The following is a 14,711-nucleotide window of genomic DNA, read 5'->3' as shown; positions in this document are numbered from 1 at the left end:
TGCTTTACGCTGTAAGTGGCGCGCATTCTATGGATGGATTGAAAGGTCGTCAACCCCCAAGGATAAATTTATTTAAATCAATGACTTCGCCCTGCTTTGCGGGCCCCGGCGGGCATTCTGCCCGTTAGGGCTTTGACGCCTATATTCTGGCGCACCACAAGGCGCTATAGTTCGCTCCAGCAAATGATGGCAATGTGCATCCATGCAGGGAACGCCTTACCTATATAGAAGAAACTACCCGGGCAACTGGTCGCTCAGTCCTATCCGGCGGATGCCTCAGTCTCTACACTCCACAGCAAACCCTATAAAGAGGTCACACCGGTGACACCACTCATGATCACCCTGCTGGTAATAGCCGGGATCGTAATACTGATCGCCATTGGCTACATGAACCACGTGGTGGAAAACAACAAGCTGGAAAAGAAGCGCACCGAGATCGAGCTCAATGATCGCCTGCGCCGTTGCGGTGAAATCACCGAGACCTTCCCCGGCCAGTTGATGACGCCGGCGCTCAAATTGTTGCTGACCCGCCTGGAACTCAACGTCAACCAGCGCCTGTTGAATCTCAACAAGACCAGCGCACCGATCAAGGCCCGGATCACCGAGTTGAATGCACTGGTGGCTCAGGGCGAGTCGATCCCGGTGGCAAACCCGCCCGCCCCGATCCAGACCGAAGCCAAGGCCAAGGACGTGCGTTTCCTGCTCGAAGCCCTGCACGGCCAAGTCACCCGCGCCGCCCAGGACGGCTTCCTGCCGACCAACGAAGCCAAGCACTGGATCAAGGAAATTCGCCATATCCTGGTGCTGCTGCACATCGAGTTTTTCAACAACCTTGGCCAGCATGCCCTGCAACAAGGCCAACCGGGCCAGGCCCGCCTGGCGTTCGAGCGTGGCGTGCAGTACTTGCGCAAACAGCCGGAACCGGTGATCTACAGCGCGCAGCTGCAACAGCTGGAAGCGCAACTGGCCAAGGCCAACTCGACAGTGCTGACCAACAGCAAGCCGGCTGAGGATGAAGTCAACGAGCTGACCGAAGGCCTCAAAGTGGTCGACGCCGACGCCGAGTGGAAAAAGAAAGTCATCTACGACTGAGTGGCCGTCCTGCGGGCCCGCTCGTTGAGGCGAGCCCGCTTCTTGTGGCAAGCCCGCTTGTTGTGGCGAACGAGCTTGTTGTGAAGAGCGGGCTTGTTGTGGCGAGCGGGCTTGCCCCGCGTTGGGCTGCGAAGCAGCCCCATCACAGCAAAACGCGGTGTTTCAGTTGCCCCCTCACTGCCTGATTTTGGGGCCGCTTCGCAGCCCAACGCGGGGCAAGCCCGCTCGCCACAACAGCCCCTCATCCACAACATCTCCATTCACCTCAACACCCCTCATCCACAACACCTCCATTCACCTCAACAACCCTCAAACATAACACCCCCCATCAAACCCTCCCCCACAACACGCGGCTTGCCACAAAATGCCATCAATGTGCATCTATCCCCCCGCCTCCGACTAGGGTAAAAACGTGCCCCTAACTCCGTAAAGTCAGAGGCCCGCTATGCCTGTCGCCGTTATCGATGGACAACCGCTGCACTACGTCGACCAAGGCACCGGCCCGGTCGTCTTGCTGGGTTCCAGTTACCTGTGGAACAGCGACATGTGGACGCCGCAGATCAACGCCCTGGCGAAATATTATCGAGTGATCGCCCCTGACCTATGGGGCCATGGCCAATCAGGCCAAATGTCCGAGACCACAGAGTCCCTGGACGACCTGGCCGACCAGGCACTGCGTCTGCTGGATCACCTGCAAATCGACAAGGTCAATCTGGTCGGCCTTTCGGTCGGCGGCATGTGGGGGGCACGCCTGGCGTTGAAGGAGCCCGGCCGGATCAATAGCCTGGTGCTGATGGACACGTATCTGGGCGCAGAACCTCAGGCAACCCGCGACTACTACTTCTCGCTATTGAAGATGATCGAGGACGCAGGCCACTTCCCGGAGCATTTGCTGGATATCGTCGCGCCGATTTTCTTTCGGCCGGGAATCGATCGTGAATCGACCTTGTACAAGGGTTTCCGCCACACTCTGACAGGCTTCTCCGCAGAGCAGCTGCGTGACAGCATCGTGCCACTGGGCCGCGTCACCTTTGGTCGCAGCGATATCTTCGATCAGTTGCACAAGCTCAGCCCCGCTACAACGCTGGTGATGTGTGGGGAAGAAGACCAGCCACGACCTCCGGCCGAGGCTCGGGAGATGGCAGAGTCGATTGGCTGCCCACTGGTGCTGATTCCAGGTGCCGGGCATATTTCCAGCCGCGAAAATCCGGAGTTCGTGAATGGCGCGTTGCTGACTTTCCTGGCCAGCCACACCTGACTCCGGCGTTTTGATCGCGGTAACCAGACGGCGATCAAAGCCGGAAATGCCCGACCATCCCCTTGAGCTCCGCCCCCAGCTGCGCCAGTTGGATACTCGACGCAGCGTTGCCCTGCATGCTCAACGCCGATTGATCGGCACTGGCACGAATGCTGGTGACACTGCGGTTGATCTCTTCGGCCACCGAGCTTTGCTCCTCGGCGGCGGCAGCAATCTGCTGGTTCATCTGCTGGATCAGTGACACCGCCACCGCGATGCTGCCCAGCGCACTTTCGGTTTCCAGCGCGTCGCTGACGGCCAGTTTCACCAGCTCGCCGCTTTGCTGGATCTGCTGCACCGAAGACTGCGCCGCGTTGCGCAAGGTGCTGACCAGCCGTTCGATTTCTTCGGTGGATTGCTGGGTGCGCTTGGCCAACGCCCGCACCTCATCGGCCACCACGGCGAAGCCACGCCCTTGCTCACCCGCGCGGGCGGCTTCGATAGCCGCGTTGAGGGCCAGCAAGTTGGTCTGCTCGGCGACGCTCTTGATCACACCCAACACTGTGCCGATGTTCTGGATCTCGGCACTCAGGCTCTCGATGCTGGCGCTGGCATGGGTGCTGGAGGTGGCGAGCAGCTCGATGCGCTGCAGACTCTGGCGCACCACCTGCTGGCCACAGTCGACCTTGTCGTCCGCGGTCTGCGCGGCTTGCGCGGCCTCTTCGGCATTGCGCGCCACGTCATGCACGGTGGCGGTCATCTGGTTCATGGCCGTGGCCACTTGCTCGGTTTCTTCCTTCTGGCTGCTGACCTCGACATTGGTCTGCTCGGTGACGCTGGAGAGCGAATGCGCCGAGCTGGCGAGTTGCTCGATACCCGCCTGCAGGCCACTGACCATCTGGCTCAGGCCATTGCCCATCTGCTGCATCGCCTGCATCAGCTGGCCGATTTCATCACGGCGAGTGACCTCCATGCGCCCGCTCAGATCGCCGGCGGCAATCTGCTGGGCCACGGCAATCACACTGCGCAGCGGCGCAACGATCAGGCGGGTAATCACCCAGGCCGCAATCAAGCCCACCAGCAGGGCCAGGGCCGACGAGCCAATGATCAGCAGCGCGCTTTTCTTCAGTTGCGCCTGCATCGACTGGTCTTCGGCGTCATACGCCTGGTTGACGCGGCTGACCACTTGCTCGGCGCGATCGCGCAGCTGCTTGTAGACGCCTTTTTCCTGTGCCAGCAGGCCGGTGTATTCAGCGAGTTTCTCGCTGAACGCGGCAATGTGCCCAGAGACCTCGTTGAGCACCGTTTGATAACCGGGGTCCTTGACCGAGGTTTTCAGTTGTTCGACCTGGGCCAGGGCCTGGTCGGCCTGCTCGATCTTGCCTTGTTCGGCGTCGTCCGCATCCACCTTGCGGCTCTGGTCCAGGCGCACATGGGCTTCGTTCATCGCCTGCAGCATCAGGCGCGAGACCTGGCTGACCTGCCCGGCCTGCTCAATGAATTCGGCGCCCTCCTTGCCCTGGCTTTCCTTCAAGCCATACGCGCCGTCGTCCGCCAGCCCGGCCTGCAACACGTCGAGGTTATTGGCCACGCTGGACACCGACCAACTGGCCATTTCCAGCGCCAGGTCCTTGGTCTGGGTCAGTTCGACGAATTCATCGAAGGCCTTGCGGTAGGCGGCCAGGGCCTGTTCGACATCGCCCATCACCGGCCCATTCGCGGCGGACTGCGCCTTGAGGCTCGCCGCCTGGGCGGCCAAGGCGTCGACACTGGCGTGCAGGGCATCGACCGCCTTGGGGTCGGCGTGCAGCGCGTAGTCCTGTTCGATCAGGCGCACCTTGAGCAACCCGCTGTTGAGCGATGACATCGCCGTGAGGCCTTCGAAGCGTTGCCCAACGGTCTGCAGGGACCACACGCCAATGGCCGCGACCACGGCCGTCAGCAGCAGTACCAAGGTGAACCCCAAGCCCAGCTTTTTCGCCATACCGAGGTTGGCGAAACGTCGTTGCACGCCCGAAATCATTGCACTTGCATCCTCTTGCAATGGCAGATGCCATCAAGCCCGGTTGACCAGAAGCGAGATTGGCAACCCCAAGGCACTGAGCACAAGACGTTGGCGCCTGAATAATGGCAAAAAGCTACTTGCTCGTCGTTTTCAGAATGGTCGAGGTCGATCTGGCAGGCCCCAAGGCCCGGAAAAACGCCTGGGCACGCTGGTCAGCCGCGTAGGCCACATTGATGCGCAGCCAATCGCTGGGTTCACCGCCTGGATTGAACAACGCGCCAGGCGCCAGCAACACCCCGAGCCGCCGCGCACAGGCCTGCAACCGCGAACGATCGCCGCCGCCTGGCCGCGCCCACACGAACATGCCGCCGGCCGGCACCGCGAACACCTCCCACTCCTCATCCTCCAGGACTTGCAGGGTCGCGACCATCTCAATACTCAACCGCTTGCGCAAGCGCTGCACCCATTTGCGGTACGTGCCATTGGCCAGTAGCGTGGCCACCACCGCCTCGGCAAATCGCGAGGTGCCGAAACCGGTCAGGGTCTTGAGGCTGGCCAGTTGCTCGATGAGCGTCGTACTGGCACTGAGGTAGCCGACTCTCAAGGCACTGCTCAAGCACTTGGAAAAACTCGCCACATAGATCACCCGATCATCATGGGGCAGCGCCGAAAGCCGCGTGCAACTGGCGTGCTGCAAGTCGCCGTAGACATCTTCTTCGATGATCAGGAAGTCTTTGCTGCCCGCCAACTCCAGCAGACGCTCGGCCACTGCGCGGTTCAGGCTGGTGCCGGTGGGATTGTGATACAGGCTGTGGATGAACAGGCACCTGGGCCGATGGCGCTGCAACAGGGCTTCCAGCGCCGGGATGTCCGGGCCTGCGCGGGTACGCGGCACTTCCAGCAACCGCACACCGTGAAACGCCAGTTGCCGATACAGGTTGCCGTAACCGGGGGTTTCAACCACCACACTGTCACCGGGCCTGAGCAATGTGCGAATAAGCAGGTCCTGGGCGTGGCTGGCGCCGCCAGTGGTAAGGATACGGTCGAGGCTGGTGACAATATGCAAGCGGGACAGGCGCTTGAGCAGTTGCTCGCGCAGCGCTGCCAGGCCCAGGGGCGTGCTGTAGTTGAACAGGCCGCCCGTGTCGGTACGGGTGACTTCGCGAATCGCGTAACTGATGTCATCGCTTTCGCGCCAGGCATCCGGCAACCAGCCACAGCCGAGCTTCAGCTCTCCCAGCGGATTATCGGCAAAGGCGCCCCACTCCCGCTCCGCGCCTTCATACCAGTGCCCCTCGGTCAGCGCGGTCGGCGGGGCCACCACAAAGCCTGAGCCCGGCCTGGCAGCCAACACGCCCTGGGCGACCATCCGTTCGAATGCCTCGATCACGCTGGACTGGCTGAGCAGGTTATCGAGGGCCAACTGCCGCACGGACGGCAGGCGCGTGCCGGGACTTACCCCGTCCCTGCGAATCCACTCCGCCACGGCGCTGACGATTTGCTGCACCACCGGTACAAGGGCTTGTCGATCGATCCCTAAATCCATGAGCCACTCACTTCAACTGTCTGTTATTCAACCCCAAAGAGTTAAGCACAGAAGGCCGTCATGACCGGCTGCTAAGATTTATTAAATTATTGATTTTATTAGGTTATTTACCTGGTGATACACATTCGGGCGCGGCACTTTGCCAGCTCTGGAAATACCCCACAGCCCCCCAATCCCTTTTCGATTGGGGCGCCGCGCGAGGTCCTAGATTGCGGTTGCGCCACCGTCCACCGCCAGTGCCTGGCCAGTGGTGAATGCAGCGCCATCGCTACAGAGGTAGAGCACCGCACTGGCGATTTCCTCGACCTTGCCGATACGCCCGACCGGGTGCATGGCCGCGGCAAATTCGGCTTTGCGCGAGTCGGCTTCATAGGCTCGCCGGAACATATCGGTGTCGATCACCGCCGGGCAGACGGCATTGACGCGGATTTTCTTCTTCGCATACTCGATGGCCGCCGATTTGGTCAGGCCGATCACGGCATGCTTGGAGGCGGCGTAAATGCTCATTTTCGGCGCGGCCCCCAACCCCGCCACAGACGCCGTGTTGACGATCGCCCCGCCGCCCTGGGCCAGCAGCAGCGGTAGCTGGTGTTTCATGCACAGCCACACCCCCTTGACGTTGACACCCATGATGGCGTCGAACTCATCCAGGCTGCCGTCCGCCAACTTGCCCTTCTCGATCTCGATCCCGGCATTATTGAAGGCGTAATCCAGGCGGCCATAAGCAGCAACGGTCTGCGCCATCAGTTGTTGCACGTCCGCCTCAAGGGTGACATTGCAACGCACGAACAGCGCCTCACCTCCGGCCTGTTGGATCAAAGCTACGGTGCCTTCACCGCCGGCCACATCCAGGTCGGCGACCACCACTTTCAAGCCTTCGTCAGCGAAGGCCAGCGCGGTAGCGCGGCCAATACCGGCGGCGGCGCCAGTGACCAGGGCGACCTGGCCGGAAAACGTCATGCTCATGGGGGATGTCCTGTGGGAAAAATAGCCGTGGGTCGAGTCTAGCCAACGCCGCGCTGGGCGCGTCAGCACTATCAGAAGACCGGTTGGGGCTGCATGAATCGCAGTGATAAGGCCCACTGCATGACTATCAGCAAGGCCTATCGGCGGGCATTCGCGCCTTCGGTCAACCTTGCCCCGCGCGCGTTCAAGGTCTATCACTTGAGGTTCATTTCCAGAAGAGTCGCTGCCATGACCGCCCAGACCAACCGTCAATTCCTGCTCGCCAAGCGCCCGGTCGGCGCAGCCACCCGGGATACCTTCACCTACCAGGAAGTGCCGGTTGGCACGCCCCAGGACGGGCAAGTGCTGGTACGCAATGAATACCTGTCCCTCGACCCGGCCATGCGTGGCTGGATGAATGAAGGCAAGTCCTATATTCCGCCGGTGGGCATTGGTGAAGTCATGCGCGCGCTGGGCGTGGGCAAGGTGATTGCCTCCAACAACCCGAAATTTGCCGTAGGCGATTACGTGAATGGCGCGCTGGGGGTGCAGGATTACTTCCTCGGCGAGCCGCGCGGGTTCTACAAGGTCGATCCGACGCTTGCCCCGCTGCCGCGCTACCTGTCGGCCTTGGGCATGACGGGCATGACCGCCTACTTCGCCCTGCTTGATACCGGGGCACCCAAGGCCGGTGAGACCGTGGTGATCTCCGGCGCCGCCGGCGCGGTGGGCAGCATTGCCGGGCAGATCGCCAAGATCAAAGGCTGCCGCGTAGTCGGCATTGCCGGCGGCGCCGACAAGTGCAAGTTCCTCGTCGATGAACTGGGCTTCGACGCCGCCATCGACTACAAAAGCGAAGACGTGCCTGCTGCCCTCAAGCGCGAGTGCCCCAAAGGGGTCGATGTGTATTTCGATAACGTCGGCGGCGACATTCTCGACGCCGTGCTCAGCCGCCTGGCGCTGAAGGCCCGCGTGGTGATCTGCGGTGCCATCAGCCAGTACAACAACAAGGAAGCCGTGAAGGGTCCGGCCAATTATCTGTCACTGCTGGTCAATCGCGCGCGCATGGAAGGTTTCGTGGTGATGGACCACGCCGCCAACTTCGCAGCTGCCGGCCAGGAAATGGGCGGCTGGATGGCGCAGGGCAAGCTCAAGAGCAAGGAAGATATCGTGGAAGGGCTGGAGACGTTCCCGGAAACGTTGATGAAGCTGTTCAACGGCGAGAACTTTGGGAAGTTGGTGCTCAAGGTCAGCTGACATACCACAGGCAGTCCGGTCACCACTGTTATATGGGAGCCGGGCTTGCCCGTGACGCAGGCGCCTCGGTGTTTGAGCGACACCGAGGCGCTGCGGTCAGCGCTTACATGATTTCGGCAACCACCGCCGCCAACGCCTTGGCCGGGTCCGCCGCCTGGCTGATCGGGCGACCGATCACCAAGTAGTCGGAACCTGCATCCAGTGCCTGGCGTGGCGTGAGGATGCGGCGCTGGTCATCCTGGGCGCTGCCGGCCGGTCGAATGCCTGGGGTCACCAGTTGCAGCGACGGATGCGCAGCTTTCAGGGCCTGGGCTTCCAGTGCCGAGCACACCAGGCCATCGAGGCCGGCTTTCTGCGCCAGGGCGGCCAGGCGCAGGACCTGCTCCTGAGGCTCGATATCCAGGCCGATGCCGGCCAGGTCTTCGCGCTCCATGCTGGTAAGCACGGTCACGCCGATCAGCAAGGGCTTCGGGCCGCTGCGCTGTTCCAGCACTTCCCGGCAGGCACTCATCATGCGCAGGCCGCCGGAGCAGTGCACATTGACCATCCACACGCCCATCTCGGCGGCGGCCTTGACCGCCATCGCGGTGGTGTTGGGGATGTCGTGGAATTTCAGGTCGAGGAACACCTCGAAGCCTTTGTCACGCAGGGTGCCGACGATTTCCGCGGCGCAACTGGTGAACAGTTCCTTGCCGACCTTGACCCGGCAAAGCGTGGGGTCCAACTGGTCAGCCAGCTTCAGTGCGGCGTCACGAGTGGGGTAATCCAGGGCGACGATGATAGGAGTCTGGCAGGCGGACATTGGAATGGGCTCTCAGGCAAGTCGAAATCGGCGCGGATTGTAGCGCAAGCGGCGCCGTAGCGGGATCCGATGATCGGTAAATACTGACCAACCGCCGTCAGTCGGGCATTTCCGGGAATTATTTCAAAATTGATACATTCACGACATGCGCCCAACACGCCCCAGGGCTAGCCTCGCCCGCACGACCCACCGACCAGCACTTCCAGCCATGGGGCTGGGCGCCTATGCTGACCGCAACAACCAGGCAGATGATCGCACTATGCATACCCCTTCCGTCCCTGTAAATGACGAGCAAAAAGGCGCGGCGATCGCCGATGACAAGCGCTGGAACACCCGCGCGCTGATCGTTGACGACGATGTGCCGATCCGCGAACTGCTGATCGACTACCTCGCGCGCTTCAATATTCTTGCGACCGGCGTGACCGACGGCGCAGCGATGCGCCAGGCCATGCAAGCCGAAACCTTTGATGTGGTGGTGCTCGACCTGATGCTGCCGGGCGAGGATGGGCTGTCGCTGTGCCGCTGGTTGCGCGCCGAATCGGACATCCCGATCCTGATGCTCACCGCCCGCTGCGAGCCCACCGACCGCATTATCGGCCTGGAACTGGGGGCCGACGACTATATGTCCAAGCCGTTCGAGCCGCGCGAGTTGGTGGCGCGCATCCAGACCATCCTGCGCCGAGTGCGGGATGACCGCACCGAGCAGCGCGCGAATATTCGCTTCGATAACTGGCGGCTCAACAGTGTGTTGCGTCAACTGGTGGCCGACGATGGCCTGGTCGTGCCGCTGTCCAACGCCGAATTCCGCCTGCTGTGGGTGTTTATCGAGCGCCCGCGTCGGGTATTGAGCCGTGAGCAATTGCTGGATGCCGCTCGTGGCCGTTCGATCGAAGCCTTTGATCGCAGCATCGATCTGCTGGTGTCGCGCCTGCGGCAAAAACTCGGGGATGACCCGAAAGCCCCGCAACTGATCAAGACCGTGCGTGGCGAAGGCTACCTGTTCGACGCCCGGGATATCGGCTGATGCGGGCCCCCTTCAACACGCTGTTCGGGCGGCTGTTCGGCGTGTTGCTGGTGGCTATTGTGCTGGCCCACCTGCTGGGGTTCTTCTGGTTTCACCATTACGGTCCGCCGCCACCACCGCCGCAGGGCACTTTCGTCGAGCAGCCGGACGGCACGATGAAGCTGTTGCCCAAGCATAAGCGCTCCTGGTTCAACGGCCCGGCAGTGCCACTGACGTTCCAGTTCATCTCGCTGATCATCGCCGCCTGGTATGGCGCCAAGTTGCTGAGCCGGCCGATCCAGCGCCTGAGTGAAGCCGCCGAACGCCTGAGCCTGGACCTCGACAGCCCGCCCCTCGACGAACTGGGCCCGCGAGAGGCCAAGCAGGCAGCATCGACCTTCAACCTGATGCAGCGACGCATCCGCGAGCAGGTCAGCCAACGCGCACGCATGCTCGGTGCCGTCTCCCACGACCTGCGCACCCCGCTGTCGCGCCTCAAGCTGCGCCTGGAGCAGATCGACGACGTCAAGCTGCAAGGCCAGATGCGCCAGGACCTGAATGACATGATCGGCATGCTCGACGCCACGTTGAGCTACCTGCACGAACAACGCACCAGCGAAACCCGGCATTGGCTGGATGTGCAGGCGCTGGTGGAGTCGTTGAGCGAGAACGCCCAGGATCAGGGCTCCGATGTGCAATTTGCCGGCACCTGCGCGCCCTTGCAGGTGCAACCGATGGCCTTGCGTTCGTGCCTCAACAACCTGATCGACAATGCCCTGCGCTATGCCGGGACGGCGCGCGTCGAGTTGTCGGACAGCCGCGATGCGCTGGTCATCCGCGTGATCGACCATGGCCCGGGCATTGCCGCCGACAAGCGTGAGGCCGTGTTCGAGCCGTTCTATCGGCTGGAAGGTTCGCGCAATCGCAATTCCGGCGGCGTCGGCCTGGGCATGACGATTTCCAAGGAAGCCGCCGAGCGCCTGGGCGGCAGCCTGACCCTGGAAGAGACCCCGGGCGGCGGCTTGACCGCCGTGATGTGGCTGCCCCGCGCCTGAACGCAGGCGCCGGCTTGCCGGCTCCTACGGGTTATGAACGGGTGTCTTCGCGCCGCCCTTGCGCCTGGGTTGCACTCCAATCCATCAGCAGGCTGTACGCCACTGCCAGCAAGGTCGGGCCGATGAACAGGCCGATAAAGCCAAAGGCAATCAACCCGCCAAACACCCCGAGCAGCACGATCACCAGCGGCAGGTTGCCGCCACGGCTGATCAGGTAAGGCTTGAGCACGTTGTCCACGCCGCTGATGATAAACGTGCCCCACACCCCCAGGAACACCGCGTAGGTGTAGTCGCCCTTCCACGCCAGCCAGGCCGTGGCCGGGATCCACACCAGCGGCGGGCCCATCGGGATCAGGCTGAGCAGGAAGGTGACGATGCCCAGCACCAGCGCGCCCGGGACACCGGCGATCAGGAAGCCGATCAGCGCCAGCAAGGCCTGGGCAGCCGCCGTACCGATCACACCGTTGACCACCCGTTGTACCGTGCCGGCCACCAGTTCGATGTAGTAACCGGCACGCTCGCCGATCAACCGCTCCAGCAGACGGTGTACGAATACGGCCAGGCGCGGCCCGTCACGGTAGAAAAAGAACACGAACACCAGGCTCAGGGTCAGTTCGAGGATGCCGCCGCCGATCTGCGCACTGCGCGCCAGCAACCAGTTACCGACCTGCCCCAGGTACGGCTTGATGCTGACCATCAGCGCCGCGCCCTGCTGGTCGATGCTGTCCCACATCGCCACCAGCCGCTCGCCAACCACCGGGATCGAGCCCAGCCACGCGGGGGCTTCGGGCAAGCCGTCGACCTGAATATCCTTGATCAACGCCACGGCATCACGCACATGATCCGCCAGGTTGAAGCCCAGCCACACCAGCGGTACCGCCACCAGCAGCATCCAGACCAGGGTCAGGATCCCGGCCGCCAGGGATTCACGGCCGCCCAGCGCGCGCGTGAGCAAGCGCATCACCGGCCAACTGGCAAACGCCAGTACCGCGCCCCAGAACAGCGCCGACCAGAACGGCGCCATGACCCAGAAGCTGGCACCGAACAGCACCAGCAGCAGGATTTGCACCAGCAGGCGATCGTTATTGAGCATGGGGTATCTCTAGAAAAAGGCTGTAGGAAGAGAGCTTAGGCGAACGGCACGGGTCCGTCCGCCTTGTAACGGTCAGCGTATCAGATGCAGGTGCAGGCCTTTGGCTTCAGCGGTGCCGGTTTCCATGCGCGCGGCGCGCACACCTTTGTCGACCAGGGCCTGGCGCCAGGCTTCGGCACTGGCGCCGGTCAGGCTGACGCGCAACGTGGCGTCCAGGTTCAAGCCGCGGGAGATCAGGGTCAGCCAGGTGTCGTCAGGCTCGCCGCCCAACGTGGGGAAATCCAGCTCGCCAGTGCTTTTCAACTCGCGCAACAGGGTCGCCGAGGTGGGCAGCAGGTCGCCCAGTGGCGCGTTGGCGTCCAGTTGTTCCACATGCAGATAGGCGCGGCGATTGCCGCGGGTGATGCCGTACAGCGCCACCAGCGAATTATCCTGCGGGGCTGCGAGACGCAAGAGCAGGTATTCCTGCTGGCCATCGGCGCCCATCAGCTTGGCATTGCCGAACACTTCGTTGGCCCACAGGCTGCTCTCGCCGCAATCGCGGGCCTGGCACCAGAACAACAGTTGCGCCCCCTTGGCCTGCAACGCTTCGCGCGTCGCGGTGAACGCGGCGCTGGAGGTGTGCTCGGCGGGCAGTTCATAGGTGATCGCCGTGGCTTGCCCACGGGCGGTGGCCTGGCCCTCGTAACGCAACTGGCCGCTGATCTTGCGGATCGCGCCCATCGGGTAGATGCGTTCCTTTTCTTCAGCGGGGCGGTAATCCACGATTTGTGCGTCGACCTGGCGAGCTACGCTGGGCAGGTCCTGACTGCCCGGTGCGTCGGCGGCGAATACCAGAGGGCTGAAAGCACACAGCCCGAGGAAGCGGATACATCCTTTACCCAGGCTCATCGGATCGGTGAGCCCTGGCCATTGGAGGTCGCAGCGGTGTTGAGATCGTACATGGTTGACTCCCTTTCAATCCGCCCAGCCTCGGCAGTTGACCGCGCCAAGTCAAGGCGTGGAGAAGAACCGATTGAAACAGTCTGCAACAAGAGCTGCGCCGGGCTCATCATTCAAGTGTAAATGATGGCCGCCCGGCAGCGTGGTGAACGAGAAAGGCAGCTGAGAAAGCAATTCGGAATGTTTCGCCAGCATGCCGTCGGCGGCGACCACCAACTGTGTCGGGCACGCCACACGCCGCACGAAAGCCATCGCCTGCTCATCCGTCAGACGCATCGGCGAAGCCAGCGTCAGGCGGCTGTCCGTGCGCCAAGTATAACCGCCTGGTACCGGCATCAAACCGCGCTGGGCCAGCAGTTCGGCAGCTTCCCGGCTGACGGCCACCACGCCTTTCATGCGCGCTTCAACCGCCCGATCCAGCGTGCCGTAGACCGGCTTGCGCTTGTCTTGCAGGTTCAATTGCGCCTGCAAGGCCATGCCCAGCCGCTCGGCGGCGCTCTCGCCGCTGGCGGTGGGCGGGACCACGCCGTCGATCAATCCCAGGTGCGTAATGCGCTCGGGCAAGGCTCCGGCCAGCACCAGCGAGACGATGGCGCCAAGGGAGTGGCCAAGTAATGCAAAACGTTTCCAGCCCAACTGTTCGGCCACTTGCAGCACGTCAAACACGTAATCCCACAAGGCATACCCGGCGCCTGCAGGACGATGCGCCGAGTGTCCATGCCCGGCCATGTCGAGGGCGACAATGCGCAAGCCGGCAAGCTTCGGCGCCAGGCGCGCGAAGCTGTTGGCGTTATCCAGCCAGCCATGCAGCGCGATCACCGGCACGCCATCCTCGGGGCCGAACAGATGGGCGGCCAGCTCGATATGCGGCAGGCTCAGGCGCACTTCTTCGACGGGCGTACTCATGCGCAACTGCGCTCGCGGGCTTGCCAGCGGGCAAACAGATTCTTGATCAGGGTCGCGGTGTCCTGTGGGCGCTCGAGGGGAAACATGTGGCCGCCGGGCATGGTGAGCATTTCGCCCATGGGCAGGCGCCCGACGCCGCTGGCATGGTGACGCATCACCACCCTGCTCTGCCGGCCGCGCACCACCGCCAACGGCACTTTCAATTGACGCACCTGGCCCGGGCTGGTGTGGGGCACGCCGCGGTAGATGCTGATTTCGGTGGCCGGGTCGAAGCGCAGGCGCAGGCGATCGCCGACCTGCTGCAGGCCATGTTGCAGGTAAGCGTCAAAGCATTCGGGGTCGAAGCCGCGAAACAGCGTCTTGCCGGCAAAGTAGCTGCGCGCGGCGTCCAGGTCGGAAAACTCTTCCCGCCGACCCAAGGTGCGCCCGGCCGGGGTCAGGCGGTCGATAAAGCCAAAGCGCTTGGCGGCGCGAATCACCCAGCGGTCGGCGCGGGTCAGCACCGGCGAATCCAGCATCACCACCCCGCGGTACAGCTGCGGGCAGCGCATGGCCGCGTGCAAATGCAGCACGCCACCGAGGGAATGGCCCACGCCCCACACCGGTTCCGCTTGCTGCTCAAGATGGTGGATCAACTCGTCCACCAGGTTCTGCCAGTTATCGTCCACCGGAAACCGGGGGTCGTGACCGTGCTGGGGCAGGTGAGCCACCGCGTATTCCGGGGCCAGGGCGGCGAACAGCTTGCCGTAGGTGGCCGAAGGAAACCCATTGGCATGGGCGAAAAACACGTGCTGCGACATAGCGGACCCATCGACAAATACAGAGATT

At 62.8% G+C, this 14,711-nt stretch carries 13 protein-coding genes and 1 pseudogene; 5 read left to right on the top strand and 9 right to left on the bottom strand.

Features of this window, described 5'->3' with window-relative positions; all coding sequences use genetic code 11:
• Positions 1-321 precede the first annotated feature (321 nt).
• Positions 322-1,092 (top strand): hypothetical protein, encoded by a 771-nt coding sequence (locus tag JFU04_RS08585; protein ID WP_065901461.1) that lies wholly within the window; start codon positions 322-324, stop codon positions 1,090-1,092.
• A 445-nt stretch (positions 1,093-1,537) separates the two neighbouring features.
• On the top strand, positions 1,538-2,350 hold the full coding sequence (locus JFU04_RS08580; protein WP_201143849.1) for an alpha/beta fold hydrolase: 813 nt from the start codon (positions 1,538-1,540) through the stop codon (positions 2,348-2,350).
• Positions 2,351-2,384: 34 nt separating this feature from the next.
• Here JFU04_RS08580 and JFU04_RS30570 read toward each other — a convergent pair whose 3' ends face one another.
• From JFU04_RS30570 to JFU04_RS08565, 4 genes and pseudogenes are all read right to left on the bottom strand, one after another.
• On the bottom strand, positions 2,385-3,089 hold the full coding sequence (locus tag JFU04_RS30570; protein ID WP_410017422.1) for a methyl-accepting chemotaxis protein: 705 nt from the start codon (positions 3,087-3,089) through the stop codon (positions 2,385-2,387).
• 201 nt (positions 3,090-3,290) lie between these two features.
• A pseudogene (locus JFU04_RS30565) lies at positions 3,291-3,470 on the bottom strand (HAMP domain-containing protein); the annotation flags it as partial.
• 997 nt (positions 3,471-4,467) lie between these two features.
• On the bottom strand, positions 4,468-5,880 hold the full coding sequence (locus JFU04_RS08570; protein ID WP_201143847.1) for an aminotransferase-like domain-containing protein: 1,413 nt from the start codon (positions 5,878-5,880) through the stop codon (positions 4,468-4,470).
• A gap of 204 nt (positions 5,881-6,084) precedes the next feature.
• Positions 6,085-6,846 carry an SDR family oxidoreductase gene (locus JFU04_RS08565; protein WP_201143846.1) on the bottom strand — a complete coding sequence of 254 codons (762 nt, stop codon included), beginning with the start codon at positions 6,844-6,846 and terminating at the stop codon, positions 6,085-6,087.
• Between the two features lie 228 nt (positions 6,847-7,074).
• Between JFU04_RS08565 and JFU04_RS08560 the strand changes: the two genes are divergently transcribed.
• Positions 7,075-8,082: an NADP-dependent oxidoreductase gene (locus JFU04_RS08560; RefSeq protein ID WP_065901479.1), complete on the top strand. Its 1,008-nt coding sequence runs from the start codon at positions 7,075-7,077 to the stop codon at positions 8,080-8,082.
• A 103-nt stretch (positions 8,083-8,185) separates the two neighbouring features.
• On the opposite strand, the gene pyrF is transcribed toward JFU04_RS08560, so the two are convergent.
• Positions 8,186-8,884 (bottom strand): orotidine-5'-phosphate decarboxylase, encoded by a 699-nt coding sequence (pyrF, locus tag JFU04_RS08555; RefSeq protein ID WP_065901481.1) that lies wholly within the window; start codon positions 8,882-8,884, stop codon positions 8,186-8,188.
• Between the two features lie 259 nt (positions 8,885-9,143).
• On the opposite strand from pyrF, the gene JFU04_RS08550 reads away from it, so the two are divergent.
• Together JFU04_RS08550 and JFU04_RS08545 are read left to right on the top strand one after the other, a co-directional pair.
• Complete coding sequence (locus JFU04_RS08550) at positions 9,144-9,908, top strand: response regulator (protein WP_065901925.1); 765 nt, start codon at positions 9,144-9,146, stop codon at positions 9,906-9,908.
• The gene (locus tag JFU04_RS08545) at positions 9,908-10,942 is read left to right on the top strand and encodes a sensor histidine kinase (RefSeq protein WP_065901483.1); all 1,035 of its coding nucleotides are present in this window, start codon (positions 9,908-9,910) and stop codon (positions 10,940-10,942) included. Before JFU04_RS08550 ends, JFU04_RS08545 begins: the two co-directional genes overlap by 1 nt.
• 31 nt (positions 10,943-10,973) lie before the next feature.
• Here the strand turns inward: JFU04_RS08545 and JFU04_RS08540 are convergent, their stop codons facing one another.
• From JFU04_RS08540 to JFU04_RS08525, 4 genes are all read right to left on the bottom strand, one after another.
• The gene (locus JFU04_RS08540) at positions 10,974-12,035 is read right to left on the bottom strand and encodes an AI-2E family transporter (protein WP_065901486.1); all 1,062 of its coding nucleotides are present in this window, start codon (positions 12,033-12,035) and stop codon (positions 10,974-10,976) included.
• A 72-nt stretch (positions 12,036-12,107) separates the two neighbouring features.
• On the bottom strand, positions 12,108-12,926 hold the full coding sequence (locus tag JFU04_RS08535; RefSeq protein WP_106804678.1) for a DUF4892 domain-containing protein: 819 nt from the start codon (positions 12,924-12,926) through the stop codon (positions 12,108-12,110).
• Between the two features lie 102 nt (positions 12,927-13,028).
• Positions 13,029-13,883 carry an alpha/beta hydrolase gene (locus JFU04_RS08530; RefSeq protein WP_201143845.1) on the bottom strand — a complete coding sequence of 285 codons (855 nt, stop codon included), beginning with the start codon at positions 13,881-13,883 and terminating at the stop codon, positions 13,029-13,031.
• A complete protein-coding gene (locus tag JFU04_RS08525; protein ID WP_201143844.1) occupies positions 13,880-14,683 on the bottom strand; it encodes an alpha/beta fold hydrolase in 804 nt (267 codons plus the stop codon). Before JFU04_RS08525 ends, JFU04_RS08530 begins: the two co-directional genes overlap by 4 nt.
• Between the last annotated feature and the right edge of the window lie 28 nt (positions 14,684-14,711).

Origin of the sequence: Pseudomonas sp. TH21, from assembly GCF_016651025.1 — a bacterium.
Classification (GTDB): Bacteria; Pseudomonadota; Gammaproteobacteria; order Pseudomonadales; family Pseudomonadaceae; genus Aquipseudomonas; species Aquipseudomonas aylmerensis.
Note: the sequence above shows the minus strand (reverse complement) of the source record. Positions and strands in the feature narration are given on the sequence as shown.